Source organism: Streptomyces sp. CA2R106 (genome assembly GCF_037034245.1).
Taxonomy (GTDB): Bacteria; Actinomycetota; Actinomycetes; order Streptomycetales; family Streptomycetaceae; genus Actinacidiphila.
Genome location: NZ_JBAGKC010000005.1, coordinates 353,710 through 371,859, shown reverse-complemented (window position 1 = coordinate 371,859; position 18,150 = coordinate 353,710). Strand labels below are relative to the sequence as shown.

Genomic DNA, 18,150 nt, shown 5'->3' with positions numbered 1-18,150 from the left:
GACGGTGGCGACCAGGCCCCTGACCCCCGAGGCGCTCGAACTCCTCCTCGGCGACCCCGCCGACCCGGCCAACCCGTACGGTTTCGCGGCCGCCGTGGACCGCGACGAACACGACGCCTTCCCCGACGCGCTGTGCGACGCGCTGCGCTCGGCCGGCTTCCACCTCAACTACCTGCCGCGCGCCTGGGGCGGCACCTTCGAGTCCTTCGACCGCAGCCTGACCCTGGTACGGGCCGCGGCCCGCCGGGACGTCAACGTGATGCCCGGCACCATGTTCAGCATCATCGCCGCGACCTGCCTGCAACTGCACGGCAGCGCCGCGCAGCAGGACCGGGCCGCGCAGATCCTGCGCCGCGGCGGCGCCGTCGCCTTCGCGATGACCGAGGCCGGCCACGGCAGCGACCTGCTCGCCAACGAGGTCCGGCTCACCCCGGACGGCCTGCTGTACGGCGAGAAGTGGATGGTCGGCCTCGGGCTGCGCTGCGAGGCGGTCTACGTGGTCGCCCGCACCGGCGAGCGCGGCCCGGGCGCCTTCACCGCGGTGCTGCTCGACCTGGCCGGCGCCCCGGCCGGGCAGCTGGCCCGGGACCCCGCCCCCCGCACCGGCGGCATGCGCGGCATCGACTTCGCCTACCTGCGCTTCCACGGCCTGCCCGTACCCGGCGAGGCCCTGGTCGGAAAGCGGGGCGAGGCGCTGGAGATGGCGGTCAAGGCCCAGCAGGCGGTGCGGCTGATGAGCATGGCCGGCAGCCTGGGCTGCGCCGACACCGCGCTGCGGCTGAGCCTGGACTTCGCCGCCGCCCGCCGGGTCGGCCGCACCACGCTCGACCGGGCGCCGCACTCCCGCCGTGAACTGGCCGTCGCCTCGGCCGCGCTGCTCGCCGCGGACGCGGTCGCGCTGGCGGCGGCGCGCGGGGTGCACGTGGTGCCGGAGGCGTTCAGCGTGTGGGGGCTGGCCGCCAAGCACGTGGTGGCCGAGGCCGCCGACGACCTGATCCGCCGCTGCGGGTCGGTGCTCGCCACCCGGTCGGTGCTGCGCGACGGGCTCTTCCAGAAGCTCCAGCGCGACTCGGCGGTGGTCCGGGTGATCGACGCCAGCGCGCTCGCCAACCTCCGCTCGTACGCGGGCCAGTTGCCCACCCTCATCGAGGAGCGGGGGGCGGCGGAGCCGGACGCGGTGCGCGCGGTCTTCGCGCTCGACGCGGACCTGCCCCCGTACGAGCCCGCCCGGCTCGACCTGTTCACCCGCGGCCTGGACCCGGTGCTCGCCGCGCTGCCGCAGGCGGCGCAGGTGCTCACCGACGCGCTGGGCGACGGCCCCGAGGACCGCGAAGTCGCGGCGCTCGCCGAGCAGTTGACCGGAGCGGTGGACGAACTCCGCGCCCTCGCCGGCCAGGCCCGGCGCCCCGGCGCCGACCCCAACGCGCTGGTCGACCTCGCCGAGCGCTACGCCTGGCTGCACGCTGCCGCGGCCTGCCTCCACCTGTGGTCGGCCAACCGGCACACCGCGCTGTACGGCACCGCGCCCTGCGCCACCGGCTGGCTCGGCGCCGCGCTGGCCTACCTGCTCGCCCGCGCCGACGGCACCGACCCCCGCCGCCGCGCCGCCGCGCTGCTGCCCGCACTCGACGCCGTGGCCGCCCTGCGCGACGGCGACCGGCTCTTCACCGCCCTGCCCGTACGCCTGGCCGCCCACCGCGAGGAGTCCTGATGCCCAAGGCCGACCTGACCGCCCTGGCGGCACGGCTCGAAGCGCACCTCGGCGACCCGCACGACCCCGCCGCCCGGATGCCCTTCACCCGGATCATGGAACTGGACGAACGCGAGGAGTACCCGCACGAGTTCGTCGGCGACCTGCGCGGCTGGGGCGTGCCGGAGTACGCCCTGCCCGGCGAGCAGGGCGGCCGCGCGGGCGACGTGGAGGCCGAGTTCAACCTCGTCCGGCTGATCGCCCGCCGCGACCCGACCACCGCGACCGCGCTGATCATCACCAACCTCAGCTTCATGCCGGTATGGATCGGCGGCAGCCAGGAGCAGAAGCAGCGCGTCGTGGACGACGTCAAGCGCGGGCTGCGGCTGTCGTGGGGCCTGTCCGAACGCGGGCACGGCAGCGACCTGCTCGCCAACGAGATGACCGCGGAGAAGGTGCCCGGCGGCTACCTGCTGACCGGCGGCAAGTGGCTGATCGGCAACGCCACCCGCTCCGACGGCATGTGCGTGTTCGCCCGCACCGGCGCGCGCGGCGGCCCCGGCGGCTTCTCGATCTTCGTACTGGAGAAGCGGCGGACACCGGTCGGCTCGGTGGTGGAGCTGCCGCGCGAACGGCTGCACGGACTGCGGGCGATGGACATCAGCGGCATCGAGGTGGACGGGGTCTTCGTGCCCGACGCCGCGCGGATCGGCGCCGAGGGCCAGGGCCTGGAGATCGCGATCAAGGCCACCCAGACCGCCCGCGCCCAGATCAGCAGCATCGCCCTGTCCGCGGTGGACACCGGGCTGCGGCTGACCCTGGACTTCACCGAGTGGCGGGTCATCCTCGGCAAGGCGGTCAGCGACATCCCCTACAGCCGCCGCCAGCTGGCCGAGGTCTTCGCCGACCTGATGGTGTGCGACGCGGTGAGCCTGGGCGCGGTCCGCGCGCTCCAGGTGGTGCCGCAGCAGGTCAGCGTCTGGTCGTCGGTGGCGAAGTACTTCGTGCCCACGGCCCTGGAGCAGACGATGTCGCAGCTGAGCGTGGTGCTCGGCGCCCGCTTCTTCCTGCGCGGCCACCCGCACTACGGCGTCTACCAGAAGATGCTGCGCGACCTGCTGGTGGCGAACTTCGCCGACGGCAACACCGTGGTGAACCTGCGCAACCTCGGCAGCCAGCTGGAGGCGCTGCTCGCCTCGGCGACGGGCGCGGGGGAGCAGACCCGGGCGGCCGCCGCCGAACGCGCCGCGGTGCTCTACGGCATCGACCGCGCGATGCCGCCCTACCGGCCCTGGGAGCAGGAGCTGCACGCGCGCGGCATGGACGACGCGGTGCTGGCCGCGCCGGACGGCGTACGGCGGCTGCGCGCCCTGGCCGAGCAGGCCAAGGAGGAGGAGCGGGACCGGCTGGCGCGCGCGGCCGACACCGCCGCCGAACTCCTCGGCCACGCCGGCTCGATCGCCGAGCGCACCGCCGCGCTGCGGGCCGCGCTCGGCCGGGAGTACGCGCAGTCCGCGGAGCTGTTCGACCTGGTCAAGGAGTACTGCCTGGTGCACGCCGCGGCCGCGTGCGTGCTCACCTTCGTGCACTCGCACGGCGCGCTCGACGACCCGTTGCCCAACGCCGCTCTGCTGCTGCTCCAACTGGAGCGGCTACGAAGGAGGTTGCGGCCGCACGAGGCGGTCACGGACGCGTCGGACACCGACGAGGTGATGCGGGTGATGCGGCTGATGCACCGCGAGAACCGGCTCTTCTCGCACTGGCAGTTCCCGCTCGCCGAGCGCACCGCCGACCTGTCCGCGGCCCGCAGCTGAGCCGCACCAGGACCCGTACGCACGCCGCCTGCCGCGGCGCCCGACGTGAGGAGGAGGCCCCCGTGACGCACCGCACGACCGACCCGACCCGCCCGTACCGCGCAGAACAGCCGGCCTCCGCAACCCGGTTGGCGGACGACCCGGCGGCACCGCGGCTGTGGCTGCTGCCCGAGTACGCCGTGCCGCGGTTCGCCGCCGAGACCGGCGGGCTGCGGCTGCTCACCGCCGACGAGCGGGCCCGGCACGCCCGGCTGCCCACCGAGGGCGCCCGGCGCCGCTACCTGGGCGCGCGGCTGCTCTCGCGCCACGCGCTCAGCGCCGCCACCGGACTGCCGCCCGAGCAATGGCGGTTCCGCCAGGGGCCGTTCGGCCGCCCCGAGCCCCAACCGGCCGCGGACGGCTTACGGTTCAACCTCGCCCACACCGACGGCCTCATCGCGTGCGTGGTCACCCGGGGAGGCGCCTGCGGGGTGGACGTCGAGCGCGCCCCCGCCTCCCCGGAAGCAGTCGCCCACCTCGCCCGCCGCTTCGCCGCCCCCGAACAGGCCGAACTGGCCGCCCTGACGGAGGCGGAGCGGCGGGCCCGCTTCAGCGAACTGTGGGTGCTCAAGGAGGCCTACCTCAAGGCGCTGGGCACCGGCCTGACCCGGCCGCTGTCCGGCTTCACCTTCACCGGCCCGCGCCCGCGCCCGTATGCGAACCCGCGCCCGTATGCGAACCCGCAGCCGTACGCGCGCCGCCCGCAGCCGTACGCGCACCCGTACCCGTACCCGTCCGCAGCCCCCGACGACCGTGTCACCGTCGACGACCCCGAGCTGGCCCCGGGGGAGTGCGACCGCTGGCGCTTCGACCTGCTCCACCCCGGCCCGGACCACGTCCTGGCCGTGGCCGCAGCCGACGGGCGCCCCGGCGCCCCGCACTGCACCGATCTCTTCGACCTCCCCGCCGGACTGTGAAGGAAACCGTCATGCCGCTGAACCCCGCCCCACGCGTTGCGATCGTCGGTGCCGGTGCCGCAGGGATCTCCGCCGCCTACCACCTGCGCGACCGCGCCCGGATCACGCTCTTCGAGCGGGAGAACCGCCTCGGCGGCCACGCCAACACCGTGGAGGTCGAGGAGAACGGCAAGGTCCTCGGCATCGACACCGCGTTCGTCGTCTTCAACCGCCCGGCCTACCCCAACATCTACCGTTTCTTCGAGGAGTTGGGGGTGGAGCCGGTCCAGCACCTGGGCGGCTTCAACTTCTTCGACCTCGACAGCGGCCTGGAGTACGGCACCACCGAACTGGCCTGGAGCGAGGAGGAGGTGCGGGCGCACTACGGCCAGACGCACCCGCGGTTCCTCACCATCTGGCGCGAGGCCCGCCGCTTCCACACCGAGGGCCGCAAGGACTTCGTGCGGGGGCGCGCCGACATCCCGCTGGGCGAGTACCTCGACCGCGGCGGCTACAGCGCGGAGTTCCGCCACTCGTACGTGATCCTGCTGTGCTCCGCGGTCTGGTCGGTGCCGGCCGAGCTGATCTGGCAGATGCCGGCGGCCACGGTCATCGCGTTCTTCCTCGGCCACGACGAGGGCGGGCTCGGCGGGCAGCGGGTGGACTGGCGCACCGTCGGCGGCGGCTCGATCTCCTACGTCCGCAAGGCGATCGCCGCCATCGGCCCGGAGCTGCGGATCGCCGAGCCGGCCACCGGGGTGCGCCAGGACGCCGACGGGGTCACCGTGACCACCGCCCGCGGCAGCGAGACCTTCGACTACGCGGTGCTGGCCGCCCACGCCGACGAGTCGCTGGCGCTGCTGGAGAACCCCACCGAGCGGCAGCGGGCCGTCCTCGGCCCGATCCACTACAACCGGTCCCGGGTGGTGCTGCACACCGACGCCTCGGTGATGCCCGGCACCCGCGAGCGCTGGGAGGCGTGGAACTACGGCAAGGTCTCCGTCGATGGCGCCGCCGGCACCTATGTCGCCTACTACATGAACAAGCTGCACGGCTTCACCGCCGAGCAGGACTACTTCGTCACCCTCGACTACCCCGGCACGATCGACCCGCAGCGGGTGATCGCCGAGTTCCCGTACACGCACCCGATCATCGACGTCCGCGTGCGGGAGCTCCAGAAGGACATCTACCAGGTCAACGAGGGCACCCGGGTGAAGCTCTGCGGGTCCTACTTCCACTCCAAGCAGCTGCACTGGGATCAAATCGGATCTCACGAGGCGGCGTTCTCCTCCGGCATGGAGGCCGCCGCCCAGCTCCTGCGCGAACTCCCGGCCACTGACGCGAAAGGCAGGCAGCGCACATGACCGCCATCGACGACACGGCGTACGAGGAACGGCACCGGCTGCTCACGCTCAGCTGGTGGCAACTGGTGTGCATGAGCGCGGGGGTGCGCCCGGCGGTCGATCCGGAGGCCCACCCGGGCGCCCACCCGGACGGGCCGGACGGCGAGGCTCCGGCCGAAGCCGCCTGATCCTGACCGTGCTTCTGCTTCTGGTTCCGCTACTGCCCGTACCCGTACGTGCCGCCGGACCGCGGCCCGGCGGGCGGCCCGGTGGGCGGTCCGCCGGACCGCCGCCCGGGGCCCGCGGTCCGGGCGGCGGGGGCGGGCCGCTCACCGGCTGTGCCGCTTCGCGGACTCGTTCTCCTGGGCGAGTCGGCGCAGCGCCAGCAGGGCCGGCTCCAGCAGGATCGTCAACAGCACGGCCCGCTCGGCCCGTTCGAGCAGGTCGTCCTCCTCGTCGAGCTGGTCGAGGTCGAGCACCGCGGTCTCCTCGGCGATCCGGGCGTAGGGCAGCAGCGAGCGCCAGCTGTAGTCCGCGCCGAGGGAGCGCATCGTCTCCAGCGTCTCGGCGACGACGCCCTGCGCGGGGGAGTAGGGGGAGATCTCCCAGCCCATCTCCGCCAGCAGCTCGTCCACCTCGGACCGGCCGGCATCCGCCTCGGACGGGTCGGGCTCCTCCTCGGACGGGCCCGTCTCCGTCTTCGTCGCGGCCGTCTCCGCCTCCACCTCGGCCGGGCGCGGGCCCGTCCCCGCCGGGTTCGGCTCCTTCCCGGCCGGGCCGCGCACCGGCTCGGCGTTCTCCTTGTCCACCGGCCGGGCGCCCAGTACCAGCCCGAGCACCTGATGCAGGTCGGCCTCGTTCTCGGAGACCGCGCCCAGTACGTCCCTGGTCTGCTGCACGGTCAGGCCGCGCACCCCGATCAGCGCCCGGATCAGCCGCAGCCGCCGCAGGTGCTGGTCGCCGTACTCGGCCTGGGTGGCCGCGGTGGCCCGCCCCGGCGGCAGCAGGCCCTCGCGCAGATAGAACTTGATGGTCGCGTTCGGGACTCCGCTGCGGCGGCTCAGCTCGGAGATGCGCAAGACGTTCCTGCTCTCGACTGGCAATTGGGTACTGGCACTGTCTAGTATAGATACTGCCACTCACTAATTATGAAGGCAGGGGTTACGGTGCCCACTCTTCCCTGGACGATTCCGAATCCGGCCGCGCCGAACACCGAGGCGTTCGTCATGGCATCCCGGTTCGAGGTGCGGTCCGCCAAGGACGTGCCCCGCTTCTTCGCGAAGTCGCTGGTGGCGTGGCGCCAGGTGCGGGCCGCCCGGGGCGCGCTCGGGGCCTCGCTGATCGCCCAGCCGCTGAAGCGCACCTTCTTCACGCTCTCCGCCTGGGACACCCGGGACTCCCTCTACGCCTTCGCCAGGACCGCGCCGCACCGGGACATCATGACGAGCCTGCGGCCCACCTGCCGCGACTCGACCTTCACCTTCTGGACCGTCCCGGTCGGGCAGCTGCCGATCACCTGGGACGACGCCAAGCAGCACCTCGCCGAGCAGGCGCGGGCCGACGAGGCCGGCCGCCGCGCCGCCGCCTCCTGACCTGACGGCCGCCGGCCGACCTGCGCCGCCCGCCCCGAACACCCGGCCCGGGGTCCCCCGTCCCCGGGCCGGGGCCCACCACCGGTCGGCCATGGCGCCGACACTTGCAAAGGAGTGTCATGAGCACGATGAAAGAGGAGGGCGTGGCACCGCCCTCCGCGGAACCCGGGGCCGGCGGCCGCACCCTGCCGCTCTGGCTGACGATCGCCGCGTGCAGCGTGCCCATGTTCATGGTCGCGCTCGACAACCTCGTCGTCTCCACCGCGCTCCGCACGCTCGCGGTCAAGCTCCACGCGTCTAGCCAGGACCTCCAGTGGTTCGTCAACGCCTACGTCCTGAGCTTCGCCTGCCTGCTGCTGACCGGCGCCGCGCTCGGCGACCGCTTCGGCCGCCGGAAGGTCTTCCTCGGCGGCATCGCGATCTTCACCCTCGCCTCGATCGGCTGCGGCCTGTCGGACACCAGCGGCCAGCTGATCTTCTGGCGGGTCGTCGAGGGCTTCGGCGGCGCGGCCGTGATGCCGCTGTCGATGACACTGCTGGGCGCCGCGGTGCCCGCCCGCCGGCGCAGCCTCGCACTCGGCCTGTGGTCCGCGTTCAGCGGGCTGGCCATCGCCATGGGCCCGGTGGTCGGCGGCGCGGTCGTCGACGGCCTGGCCTGGCAGTGGATCTTCTGGATCAACGTCCCCGTCTGCGTGGTCGCCATCCCGCTGGTGGTCTTCGTGCTGCGGGAGAGCAAGGTCCCCGACACCCACCTGGACCTGCTCGGCATGGTGCTGGCCACCGCCGGGCTGGTCGCGGTGGTCTGGGGGATCGTCAACGGCCAGCAGGACGGCTGGTCCTCCGGCCGCATCCTCGGCGCCTTCGTCGGCGGCGCGGTCCTGCTGCTGCTCTTCCTGTTCTGGCAGCGCCGGGCGGCGCACCCGCTGCTCCCGCTCCGGCTCTACCGGGCCCGGGCGTTCGTGCTGACCAACATCGTCTCCGCGAGCATGTACTTCGGCGTCTTCGGCTCGATCTTCATGCTCTCCCAGTACCTCCAGATCGCGCCGCACCGCACCCCGCTGCACGCGGGCCTGCTGACCCTGGCCTGGACGCTGATGCCGATGGTGATCGCACCGGTCGCCGGCCTGCTCACCGACCGCGTCGGCGGCGGGCGGCTGATGGCGCTCGGGCTGTTCCTCCAGGCGATCGGCCTGGCCTGGATCAACCTCGCCGCCACCGCGGACACCCCCTACTCGCACCTGGTCGGCGGCATGGTCATCGGCGGCGCCGGCATGGGCTTCGTCTTCGCGCCCACCGCCGCGGTGGTCCTCGCCTCGGCCGGGCCCCGGAACCAGGGGCAGGCGTCCGGCGCCAACAGCACCGTCCGGGAGATCGGCGGCGCGCTCGGCGTCGCGGTGCTCGGCACCGTCTTCGCCCGCAGCGGCAGCTACCTCGGCGCGCAGCAGTTCGTCCACGGGCTGCACCCGGCGACGTGGGTCGGGGTGTGCGTGGTCGTGGCGGGCGGGATCTGCGCGCTGTTCATCCCGCGTGACGTGTCGCCGCCCGCGGAGCCGGCCGAGGGCGGCGACACGTCCGACGGCGAGCCGGCCGAAGCCGCCCCGTCCGAAGGGGCCGTGGCCGAGGGCGCGACCGTGGTCGGGCTGCGCGCGGTGCGGCCCGCGGCGGACTGACCCGGGACCCTACCGGCGCCGCACCCGGGACCGTACGACCGCCCGGTTCCTGCGACTCCGTGGCACGCGCCGTCCTCCCTTGGCCCTGGGCGGCGTGTGCCACGGACCCGTCTGCGCTGCGATGCCCTCCGCTGCCGCCCTCCACCGCCCTTCGCCGGGAGGGTGCGCCACCCGGTCGACGCCGGGCGCGACCAACGGCGGCATCCGCCACCGTCCCGGTCGTGTCCGCCGTGCCCGCCGGCCGGACCTGCCGCAGGATCGGGACGGTGTGCGGGCGCGGGCCCGCGGGCGGCGGGCGCGTACGGAGAGGACGGCGGCTCATGCACGGCAGCGGGCAGCAGGCGTCCCGGCGGCGCCCCGACGAACCCGCCGCACCCGCCCCGCCGGCCCTCTCCCCACCACCGGCCCCGACCGACGCCCCCCGCGGTGATGCCCTCACCGGACCGGCCCCCGGTCGGCGCCAGGTGCTGCGCGCCGCCGCGTCGGGCCTGGTCGCCGTCACCGCCGCCGGGTGCGGCGCCGGTACGCACCACGCCCACCCCGCCCCCTCCGCGCGCCCCACCCCCGACCCGGGCGCCTTCCGCCTGACCGGGCACGCCGCGCCCAAGGGGACCAAGGACTGGCGGCTCGGCCCGACCGGGCCGCCGCACGCGATCGAGGGCTACGCGGACCGGGTCAGTGTGCTGCCGGGCGAGACCGTCGGGCTGCACGTGTCGACCCCCTCCCGCACCTTCCGCGTCTCCGCCTTCCGCGTCGGCTGGTACGGCGGCGCGCAGGCGGCCCTGGTGTGGGCCTCGCACACCGCGCGCGGCGGACGGCAGGACCGGCGCAGCACCACCCTCGACACGCGCATGATCAGCGCCGGCTGGGACCGCGCCATGGAGATCCCGACCACCGGCTGGCCCGCGGGCGCCTACCTGCTGCGGCTGGAGGCCGACAGCGGCCACCAGCGGTACGTCCCCCTGGTGGTCCGCTCGACCGCCGCCCGCGGCCGCACCCTGCTCATGCACGCCCCGGCGACCTGGCAGGCGTACAACGACTGGGGCGGCAGCTGCCTCTATTACGGCTCGGACGGCTCCTACTCCCGCCGCTCCTACGAGGTCTCCTTCGAACGGCCCTACGCCAAGAACGGGGCCGAGAAGTTCCTCGTCTACGAACGGGCCGCCGTGGTCCTCGCCGAGCGCTCGGGCATCCCGCTCGCGTACACCACCGGGGTGGACGTCCACCGCGACCCGTCGGTGCTGGCCGGCGCCACCACCGCGGTCTCCCTCGGCCACGACGAGTACTGGACGCCCGAGCAGCGCCGGCACGTCACCGCCGCCCGCGACAAGGGCACCAACCTCCTCTTCCTCGGCGCCAACACCTGCTTCCGCCGGGTCCGGCTGGCACCGGCCACCGGCGGCGCCCCGCCGGCCGTGGTGTGCTTCAAGACCGACTACTACGACGACCCGTACCTCGCCGACCACCCGAAGATGGCCACCACCGACTTCCGCGCCGGACCGGGCGCCGACCCGGAGTCGTCCCTGACCGGCGTCCTGTACGAAGGCTTCCCGGTTGACGCCCCGTTCGTCGTCCAGAACCCCGACCACTGGGTCTTCCGCGGCACCGGGGTCCGCCGCGGCGAGAGCTTCGCCCACCTCGTCGGCGTCGAGTACGACCGCGTCACCCCCAGCGCCCCCACCCCGGCGCCGATCGAGGTCGTCGCGCACTCGCCGCTGGTCTGCCACGGGCGGCACAGCCACTCCGACTCCGCGTACTACACCGCCCCCGGCGGCGCCGGCGTCTACGCCACCGGCACCATGCGCTGGGTCGAGGGCCTCATGGCGGGCACCGGCCTCGACGGCCGCGACCACGGCATGGACGCGCGCACCCGGGAGTTCGTCACCAAAGTCACCGACAACCTCCTCACCGGCTTCGCCCAGGGCCCCGCCCTCCACCGCCAGCCCGCGCCGCGCCCCAACCTCTCCCGCCTCTACCCGTCCTGAGTCCTCAAGATCTTTTGACCGCTCGCGAAGGCAACGCAAAAAGCTCTGTCAGAGCTCTGAAGAAGGCATAGTGTGTCTCTCGTCCCCGCCGGGCAGCGGGCCGTGAACGCCAACCGCCGCGACATCCTTGCGGGAGGCCGCGGCTGGTCGGGAGACGTGCTGCTCAGGCGGAGACGAGGGTCGGGCTGCTGTCGTTGTTCTTCGCCAGGAGGATGCACTTCGCTTCCACGACCGTCGCCGTGGACGGCGTCGAGTCGGCGGGTGGAGCCGCCGGCGCGACGTCCGGCTCGGGGAGTGCCACGCCCCGGACCGAGCTGACGGATACCCCGGACGGGGCCGGTGATGCGGCGGTTGCCGCTGCGGACGCTGCGAGGGTGATGATGCCGATGCTGGACAAGGTTGCGCCCACGAAAAGGGCAGCCCTCGGCGAGGGTATGCGAATCAAGCCGCGCTCCAGATCAAGGTACGTTGAGAACCCTGGAGCGTAGATCATCTGCCGCCTCGTCGGCGAATTCGACGTGATGTGCCCGCGAGGAGTATAAGGAGCGTGATCGTCAGGCGTCCGTGACGCCGTCGAGGTCCTGTAACTGCCGTGCTATGACGTCCGCTGCCCGGTGGTGCTGCACTCGGGCGGCCGCGAGAGCCTGCCGCAGGAGTTTGCGCGCCTTTGTCATATGCCCCGAGGATGACAGTATATGAGCGAGCACGGTCTGTGCCTCCACGACCTCGTCCAGGTCGTGAATCCGCGTCGCGGTCATGACGGCTTCTTCCAGATGGGTCCGGGCGCTGTCGAGCTGCCCCTCGTCGAGCTCGGTCCGTCCGATGCCGCGGAGCGCCTGCGCCGTCTGGTGGGCCGCCCCGATGTCCCGTGCGACCTGGAGGGCATCCGTGAAGGACGTCGTCGCCTCTCCGAAGGAGCCGCGCTTGCGATGCGCCTCGCCCATGCTGACGAGGACGTCCGCATAGCTCTTCCGGTCGTCCAGTGAAAGGAAGACCGGCAGCAGCGAGCGGCACAACTCCAGCGCTTTTTCCGTCTCCCCGAGTTCGATGAGGATATCGGCGAGGCTGCTGCGTGCCGTCGCTCTGTCGTAGCGGTTTCCCGAGGCGTCCAGTAAAGGAATTGCTTCCTCCGAGGCATGCCGGGCGAGATCTATCCTTCCGATTCTCAGAAAAGCGTCGGAGAGATTGTTCAGAGCAACGGCTGCCGCCTTCTTCTGGCCGATCTCGATCGAGTGGGCGCGGGATCTCCGGAAATTCTCGATGGCCTTTTCGTTCTCGCCCAGATAAAGGCTCGCCACGCCAATATTGTTTGCCAGGCGGGACTGGTCGCCGCGGCTGCCGAGGTCGGCGTATATGTCGTAGGAATTCTGGAAGCATTCGAGTGCGGCCGCGTGTTCGCCGCGGTGCCACTGGAGGGCGCCGACCGCCCGGAGGGCCTCCGCCTCGGCGGGGCGGTCGCCGGCCGCGCGGGCGATCTCCAGCGCGGGCCGTGCCGCGTCGGCTGCTTCCCCGTACTGGCCGGTGCTCGCCAGGGCATTGGAGAGGCCGAGCAGCGCGCGGCACAGGACGGGCCGGGGGCCGTCCTGCGACCAGTGGGCCACCGCGTGCCCCAGTACCTCGACGGCGTCCTGCCAGTGGCATTCTGCGTCGAGGAATCCCGCGACGCAGAACGCGAGGCGGGCGGCACTTTCGGGGCTTCCGTGGCGCCGGGCGAATGCCTCGACCGCCAGGACGTTCTCGCGTTCGGTGTCCAGCCACCGCCTTGCGGCGTCGGCGTCAGCCCAACTCGGCAGCTCACAACGGTATGTGACGGGCCATGAGATCGCGCGCAGGCGGTCGGGATATGCCAGCCGGTCGGCGGCGTCGACGGCCTGAACGTAATAGCTGATCATCCGATCGACGATCCGGGTGCGCACATGATCGTCATCCTCCGCCTTGGTGAGGCCGAAGGCATAATGCCGTAGAAGATCATGGAATTGATAGCGCTCGGGTACGGGCTCACGTAAGAGGTGATATGTCAGGAGGTCTTCCAGCAGCCGTTCCGCGGTTCCCAAGGGAAGGCCCAGGGCAGCGGCGGCGGTCTCGGCGGTGAAGTCGGGACCGGGGTGCAGGCTCAGCTGCCGGAAGGTTCTGCGTTGCGCTCTGGTGAGGGTCCGGTAGGAGAGGTCGAAGGCTCGGGCCACTTCGTGGTCGGCGTCCCGCATCTCGGCCAGGCGCTCGGGGCTGCGCAGCAACCGGTCGCGGAGGGTGGCGAGGGTCCACGCGTTGCGAGCCTGGAAGCGGTTGGCCACGACTTCGATGGCGAGCGGAAGGAAGCCGCACAGGCGGACGATCCGCCGTACTTCGACCGTGTCCCGGGTGCGCTCCTCGCCCGCGAACCTCCGGAACAGCGCGACCGCGTCGTCCCCGGGGAGGACGTCGAGCAGGATGTTGCGTGCGCCGGGCAGCCCGCTGATGTGCCGCCTACTGGTCAGGATGACCAGAGAGGGCGTGTCGCTCGGCAGCAGCAGGCGTACCTGGTCGGCGTCGAGGACGTCGTCGAGCACGATGACGGCACGGCGCTCGGCCAGCATGGTGCGCCACAGGTCGGCCCGCCCCTCCACGTCGACGGGGATGTCCTCCGCGGGTGCGCCGATCAGCCGCAGCAGCACGGCAAGTGCCGCGTCCGGGCTCAGCGGCTCCTGGAGCAGAGAGTGCGCGCGCAGGTCGAGGTAGAGCTGCGCGGCTGGGTAGGCGCCGGCGAGTTCCGCGGCGGTGTGCACCGCGATGGCGGTCTTCCCGACGCCTGCCATGCCGCTGACGGTCTCCAGCGCGAGGACCGATCCTCCGCGGGCGGCGTCGATGGACCCGGTCAGGGCGCGCAGTTCGGTGTCCCGGCCGATGAGCGGCGGCTGGTGGGGGAGGTTCCGAGGCGAGCGGGCAGGTGCGGGGTCGGGCTGCGGCGCGGTGGCCACCGCCGGCCCGGGAGCGGTCGTGGCCGCCCGGACCAGGTCTGCCGCCGGGGCTCGGTTCAGGATGCCGAGGTGGATGCGTTCCAGCGCGGCCCCCGGCCGGGCGCCGTACTCCTCCATCAGCAACCGGCGGGCCTGCTCGTGTACGCGCACCGCGTCGGTGAACCGCCGGCTGCCGTAGTAGGCGAGCATGAGATGCCCCAGGAGCGTCTCGTCGCCCGGATACTGCGCCACGAGTGCGGAGATCTCGCTGACGCTCTCGGCGAACCGGCCCAGCCGCAGTTCCGCGCCGAGCCGGGACAGGGTGGCGGCCAGGTGGCGTTCGGACATCATCCGCCGGGCCGTCTCGGCCCACTGGCCGGGCAGCCCGGCCAGTGCCTCGCCCTGCCAGAGCGCGTCGGCCGACGCGAGGGCTTCCACGGCGGTCCGGTCCTCACGGCGGACGGCTTCGGCCACCAGCCGCTGGTAGCGGTGCCAGTCCACGGAGTCGGGTTCGGCTTCGAGGACGTAGGTGTGGGCGCGGGTCGCGATGCGCGGTGCGTCGGGGCCGCCGGCCGCGCGCCGTAGGCGCCCCCGCAGCCGTGAGACATAGGTGTGGGCGTTCTCGCGGGCATGGTCCGGCGGCGCTCCGTCCCACAGCCGGCCCACCAGTGCGTCCAGTGCGATCGGGCGCCCCGCCTCGAGTGCGAGGGCGGCCAGCAGCGTCCGCTCCTTCACCGATCCGAGTTCCTGGCGCTCGCCGTCGACCCACAGCGCCACCGGTCCCAGTATGTGGAATTCCACCAGCGCCCCTCCCCGCTGGTCCGTCCCTCACGACGAGGATGGCACCGGTGGGGAAAAGGTGCCATACCCTCCAGAAGCGTGGCCGGATCGCCCCGCGCGCCGGCTTGCCCGGTTGTGGCGGCAGGGGGTGCGGGTGGCGGGGTGGGTAGACGACAGGTGACCGTAAGTGGGGCACTGTCGATCGCCTGGGGGGTCCGTGGACGGTTCGTCGCACGAGGTGCATCACAACACCATCAGTGGAGAGGCTCAGTTGTCGGGTGTCACCATCCAGGCCCGAGATGTGCACGGCGGGCTGCATGTGCACGCGGCGCCCCCCGGTGACACCCGCCGGCTTCCGGACGGTCAGCCGCTTCGCGTACGGGACCGCGGCCCGGCAGGGCGCGTACGGAGTGGCGGGCTGCGGCGCCCGCGGGGAAGGGAGAGCGGCTCGGGCGTACCTTATGTGCTGTTCGGACCTAAAATCTGCCGTATGGACCTGCGGCGGTTGGACGACCTGACGGAGCGGACACCGCCGCTGGCGATCGTGATCCCGCTCGCCCTCGTGGTCGTCATCACCGTCGCGGACACCGTCTCGCCCCGGGAGGTGTTCCTCAGCCCGCTGCTGGTGGTCGCGCCCGCGCTGACCGCGTCGTTCGCCGGGCCGTGGCGCACCGCGCTGATCGCGCTCTTCGCGGTGGGCGGGCAACTGCTCGTCGCGGACGTGACCGGCGAGTCGGGCACGCAGCCGCGGGTGTGGCAGCTGGTCGCGCTGGTCGTGCTGTCGATCCTGCTGGTCTTCTTCAGCTACGTCCGCGAAGGCCGCAGCCGCCAGCTCAGCCGGGTCCGGCTGGTGGCCGAGACCGCGCAGCGGGTGCTGCTGCGGCCGCCGCCGGAGCAGGTCGGGCCGCTACGCATCGCCTGGCGCTACCTCGCCGCCGAGGACGACGCGCAGATGGGCGGCGACCTGTTTGCCGTCACCCGCAGACGCCCGGACCTGACCCGGGTGATGATCGGGGACGTGCGCGGCAAGGGGCTGCCCGCGATCGGGGAGGCGTCGGCGGTGCTCGGCGCGTTCCGGGAGACGGCGCGGTACTGCGACACGCTCCCCGGGCTGGTGGCGGCGCTGGAGGAACGGGTCATCCGCGACATGGAGGAGGTCGCGGAGAGCCGGGAGGACCCGGGCGAGCACTTCATCACCGCGCTGCTGCTGGAGCTCCCCGACGGCGGCGGCCCGGTCCGCGTGGCCAGCTGCGGCCACCCGCCGCCGCTGGTGATCGGCGCCGACGGCCGGATCGGCACGCCCGAGTGCACCGCGCCCGTGCCGCCCCTGGGCACCGGCCTGCTGCCGATGGCGGGCGTGCACGCCGACGAGCTGCCGTACGGCGACGGCGACACGCTCCTGCTCTACACCGACGGACTGATCGAGGCCCGCTCCCGGCAGGGCGTCTTCTACCCGCTCGCCGAGCGCGTGGCGGCCTTCCCGCCCGCCCTGTCCCCGGAAGACCTGCTGGATCACCTGCGTGACGACCTGCTCCACCACACCGGCGGTCGCCTCGCCGACGACGCCGCGCTGCTCGCCATCACCCGTACCGGCCCGGCGGACACCCCGGCCGGCGGCCCGGCGCTGTAAGCACCCGGCGTACGACACCCCCGCCGTACGCCGGCCCCCCGCCGTACGCCGTACGACACCCCCGCCGTACCGGCCGCCTCAGCGGGGCCGGCCGTGCCCGGGCCGCAGCCACGGATGGCGCGGCGGGCCCGCGGGCGAGGGCGCCGTACCCGACCGCGCGCGGCCCCCGCCGGGACCCCCGCCGCCCGGCGGCGCCGTGTTCGGGGTGTCCCGCTCGGGGCCGCCCGCACGCTGCGGGCCGCCGGACCCGCTCTCCTCGCGGTCGGCCGGATAGAGCCCGTCCTCGCGGTAGCGGGCGGTGGCGATCGCCTCGACCGCCTCCTCGTCGGTGAACCGCTCCGACCCGGGGATGTGCGGGATGGAGCCGATGAGCACACCGTCGCGGAGCACCTGGGCGTCGAGCCCGGCGGGTCCGCCCGGCGTCCACAGGGCCTCGCTGCCGTCCCCGAGGACGACGCGGATGCCGTAGCTGTACACCCCGGTCTCGGTTCGATGGGCCATGACGTCCCGCGCACGCAGTCGGTCGACCATGCGGTCGATACGGTCGGCTTCCATCGTCCGAGTACCTCGCTTCCGGCCTGCACCGGCGCCACCGTGTTGTCGGACGTCCCCTGGACGTCCCCCGCACATCCCCTGGTCGTCCCTTGGCGTCCTTGCGCGCCGACTCGCGGTCGGCACCGCTTTTCCACGGTACTGCGCGGGCCCGGACCCGGCGGTCCGGGCGGGACGGCCGCCGCTCAGGCGTGCAGGCCCAGCTCCGTGGACAGCTTCGCGAGGGCCGCGAGCCGGCGCTCCAGGCTGGGGTGCGTGGAGAACACGGCCGCCAGCGGCGAGCCCTCCTTCAGCGCGGGGGTGAAGAAGAACGCGTTGAACGCCCGCGCCGTCCGCAGGTCCTCGCTGGGGATACGGGCGATGGTGCCGCTCACCTTGACCAGCGCGGACGCCAGGTCCGACGGGCGGCCGGTCAGCTCGGCGGCGCTGCGGTCGGCCGCCAGCTCGCGGTAGCGCGACAGCGCGCGGATCAGCAGGAAGCTCAGCGAGTACACCACCACCGACACCGCCATGATCAAGGTGAGCATCAGCAGGGTGTTCTGGTCCCGCCGGCCCCGGCCGAACAGCTCCGAGTAGAAGGCGAAACGCACCATCAGCCCGGCGAGCACACCCAGGAACGACGCGAGGGTGATCACCGCGACGTCCCGGTGCGCGATGTGCGACAGCTCGTGCGCGAGCACCCCGTCCAGCTCACCGGGTTCCAGCCGCCGCAGCAGGCCGGTGGTCACGCACACCACGGCGTGGTCGGCGTTGCGGCCGGTGGCGAAGGCGTTCGGCAGGTCCATCTCGGAGACCGCCACCTGCGGCTTCGGCATGTCGGCCAGCGCGCACAGCCGGTCGACCGCGCCGTGCAGCTCCGGCTGCTCCTGCGCGGTGACCTCGTGGGCGTGCATCGCGAACAGCGCGATCCGGTCGGAGAACCAGTACTGCGCCGCCAGCACCCCGGCCGCGATCACCACCACGACCACCACGGACTTCAGCAGGGCGACGAGCACCGCGACGAACGCCACGAACACCAGGCCCAGCAGGAAGAGCACGGTCACCATCCGGACCGTGAGCCGCCAGTCGGGCGCGAACCGGGAACGCACGACCGGTCACCGCCTCTCCACTCGCCCCCCGCCCATTCCAGTGTGCTCCGCCGCAGCCCCCGGCGGGAGGAAACCAGCAGGTCATCGCCCCTGTGCCGGGCGCCGAAGCGGCACGGTGCGTCCAGCACCCATGCACCG

Annotated in this window: 14 protein-coding genes; 9 read left to right on the top strand and 5 right to left on the bottom strand. The window is 73.2% G+C overall.

Features of this window, described 5'->3' with window-relative positions:
* The first annotated feature begins 4 nt into the window (after window positions 1–4).
* From WA788_RS10990 to WA788_RS10970, 5 genes are all read left to right on the top strand, one after another.
* Entirely contained in the window at window positions 5–1,711 is a 1,707-nt protein-coding gene (locus tag WA788_RS10990) for an acyl-CoA dehydrogenase family protein (protein WP_335975189.1), read from the top strand.
* Window positions 1,711–3,504, top strand: a complete 1,794-nt coding sequence (locus WA788_RS10985) for an acyl-CoA dehydrogenase family protein (protein ID WP_335975185.1) — start codon at window positions 1,711–1,713, stop codon at window positions 3,502–3,504. The genes WA788_RS10990 and WA788_RS10985 overlap by 1 nt, the downstream gene beginning before the upstream one ends.
* A gap of 62 nt (window positions 3,505–3,566) precedes the next feature.
* Window positions 3,567–4,460, top strand: coding sequence for a 4'-phosphopantetheinyl transferase family protein (locus WA788_RS10980; protein WP_335975181.1), 894 nt, complete (start codon window positions 3,567–3,569; stop codon window positions 4,458–4,460).
* A gap of 11 nt (window positions 4,461–4,471) precedes the next feature.
* Entirely contained in the window at window positions 4,472–5,803 is a 1,332-nt protein-coding gene (locus tag WA788_RS10975; RefSeq protein ID WP_335975176.1) for an NAD(P)/FAD-dependent oxidoreductase, read from the top strand.
* The gene (locus WA788_RS10970) at window positions 5,800–5,970 is read left to right on the top strand and encodes a hypothetical protein (protein ID WP_335975174.1); all 171 of its coding nucleotides are present in this window, start codon (window positions 5,800–5,802) and stop codon (window positions 5,968–5,970) included. Before WA788_RS10975 ends, WA788_RS10970 begins: the two co-directional genes overlap by 4 nt.
* A 141-nt stretch (window positions 5,971–6,111) precedes the next feature.
* On the opposite strand, the gene WA788_RS10965 is transcribed toward WA788_RS10970, so the two are convergent.
* Window positions 6,112–6,861, bottom strand: a complete 750-nt coding sequence (locus WA788_RS10965) for a MerR family transcriptional regulator (protein WP_335975172.1) — start codon at window positions 6,859–6,861, stop codon at window positions 6,112–6,114.
* Between the two features lie 87 nt (window positions 6,862–6,948).
* On the opposite strand from WA788_RS10965, the gene WA788_RS10960 reads away from it, so the two are divergent.
* The 3 genes from WA788_RS10960 to WA788_RS10950 all read left to right on the top strand — a co-directional run bounded on the left by WA788_RS10960 (window position 6,949) and on the right by WA788_RS10950 (window position 11,029).
* Window positions 6,949–7,374 carry a DUF3291 domain-containing protein gene (locus tag WA788_RS10960; protein WP_335975171.1) on the top strand — a complete coding sequence of 142 codons (426 nt, stop codon included), beginning with the start codon at window positions 6,949–6,951 and terminating at the stop codon, window positions 7,372–7,374.
* Between the two features lie 119 nt (window positions 7,375–7,493).
* Complete coding sequence (locus WA788_RS10955; protein WP_335975170.1) at window positions 7,494–9,044, top strand: DHA2 family efflux MFS transporter permease subunit; 1,551 nt, start codon at window positions 7,494–7,496, stop codon at window positions 9,042–9,044.
* Window positions 9,045–9,364: 320 nt separating this feature from the next.
* A complete protein-coding gene (locus WA788_RS10950; RefSeq protein ID WP_335975168.1) occupies window positions 9,365–11,029 on the top strand; it encodes a N,N-dimethylformamidase beta subunit family domain-containing protein in 1,665 nt (554 codons plus the stop codon).
* A 163-nt stretch (window positions 11,030–11,192) separates the two neighbouring features.
* On the opposite strand, the gene WA788_RS10945 is transcribed toward WA788_RS10950, so the two are convergent.
* Both WA788_RS10945 and WA788_RS10940 read right to left on the bottom strand, forming a co-directional pair.
* On the bottom strand, window positions 11,193–11,330 hold the full coding sequence (locus tag WA788_RS10945; RefSeq protein WP_335975163.1) for a hypothetical protein: 138 nt from the start codon (window positions 11,328–11,330) through the stop codon (window positions 11,193–11,195).
* Between the two features lie 253 nt (window positions 11,331–11,583).
* Window positions 11,584–14,739: an AfsR/SARP family transcriptional regulator gene (locus WA788_RS10940; RefSeq protein WP_335975159.1), complete on the bottom strand. Its 3,156-nt coding sequence runs from the start codon at window positions 14,737–14,739 to the stop codon at window positions 11,584–11,586.
* Between the two features lie 493 nt (window positions 14,740–15,232).
* Between WA788_RS10940 and WA788_RS10935 the strand changes: the two genes are divergently transcribed.
* Complete coding sequence (locus tag WA788_RS10935) at window positions 15,233–16,372, top strand: PP2C family protein-serine/threonine phosphatase (RefSeq protein ID WP_335975156.1); 1,140 nt, start codon at window positions 15,233–15,235, stop codon at window positions 16,370–16,372.
* A 78-nt stretch (window positions 16,373–16,450) separates the two neighbouring features.
* On the opposite strand, the gene WA788_RS10930 is transcribed toward WA788_RS10935, so the two are convergent.
* Together WA788_RS10930 and htpX are read right to left on the bottom strand one after the other, a co-directional pair.
* The gene (locus WA788_RS10930) at window positions 16,451–16,927 is read right to left on the bottom strand and encodes a hypothetical protein (RefSeq protein ID WP_335975154.1); all 477 of its coding nucleotides are present in this window, start codon (window positions 16,925–16,927) and stop codon (window positions 16,451–16,453) included.
* Window positions 16,928–17,109: 182 nt separating this feature from the next.
* On the bottom strand, window positions 17,110–18,012 hold the full coding sequence (gene htpX, locus WA788_RS10925; RefSeq protein ID WP_335975152.1) for a zinc metalloprotease HtpX: 903 nt from the start codon (window positions 18,010–18,012) through the stop codon (window positions 17,110–17,112).
* Window positions 18,013–18,150 lie beyond the last annotated feature (138 nt).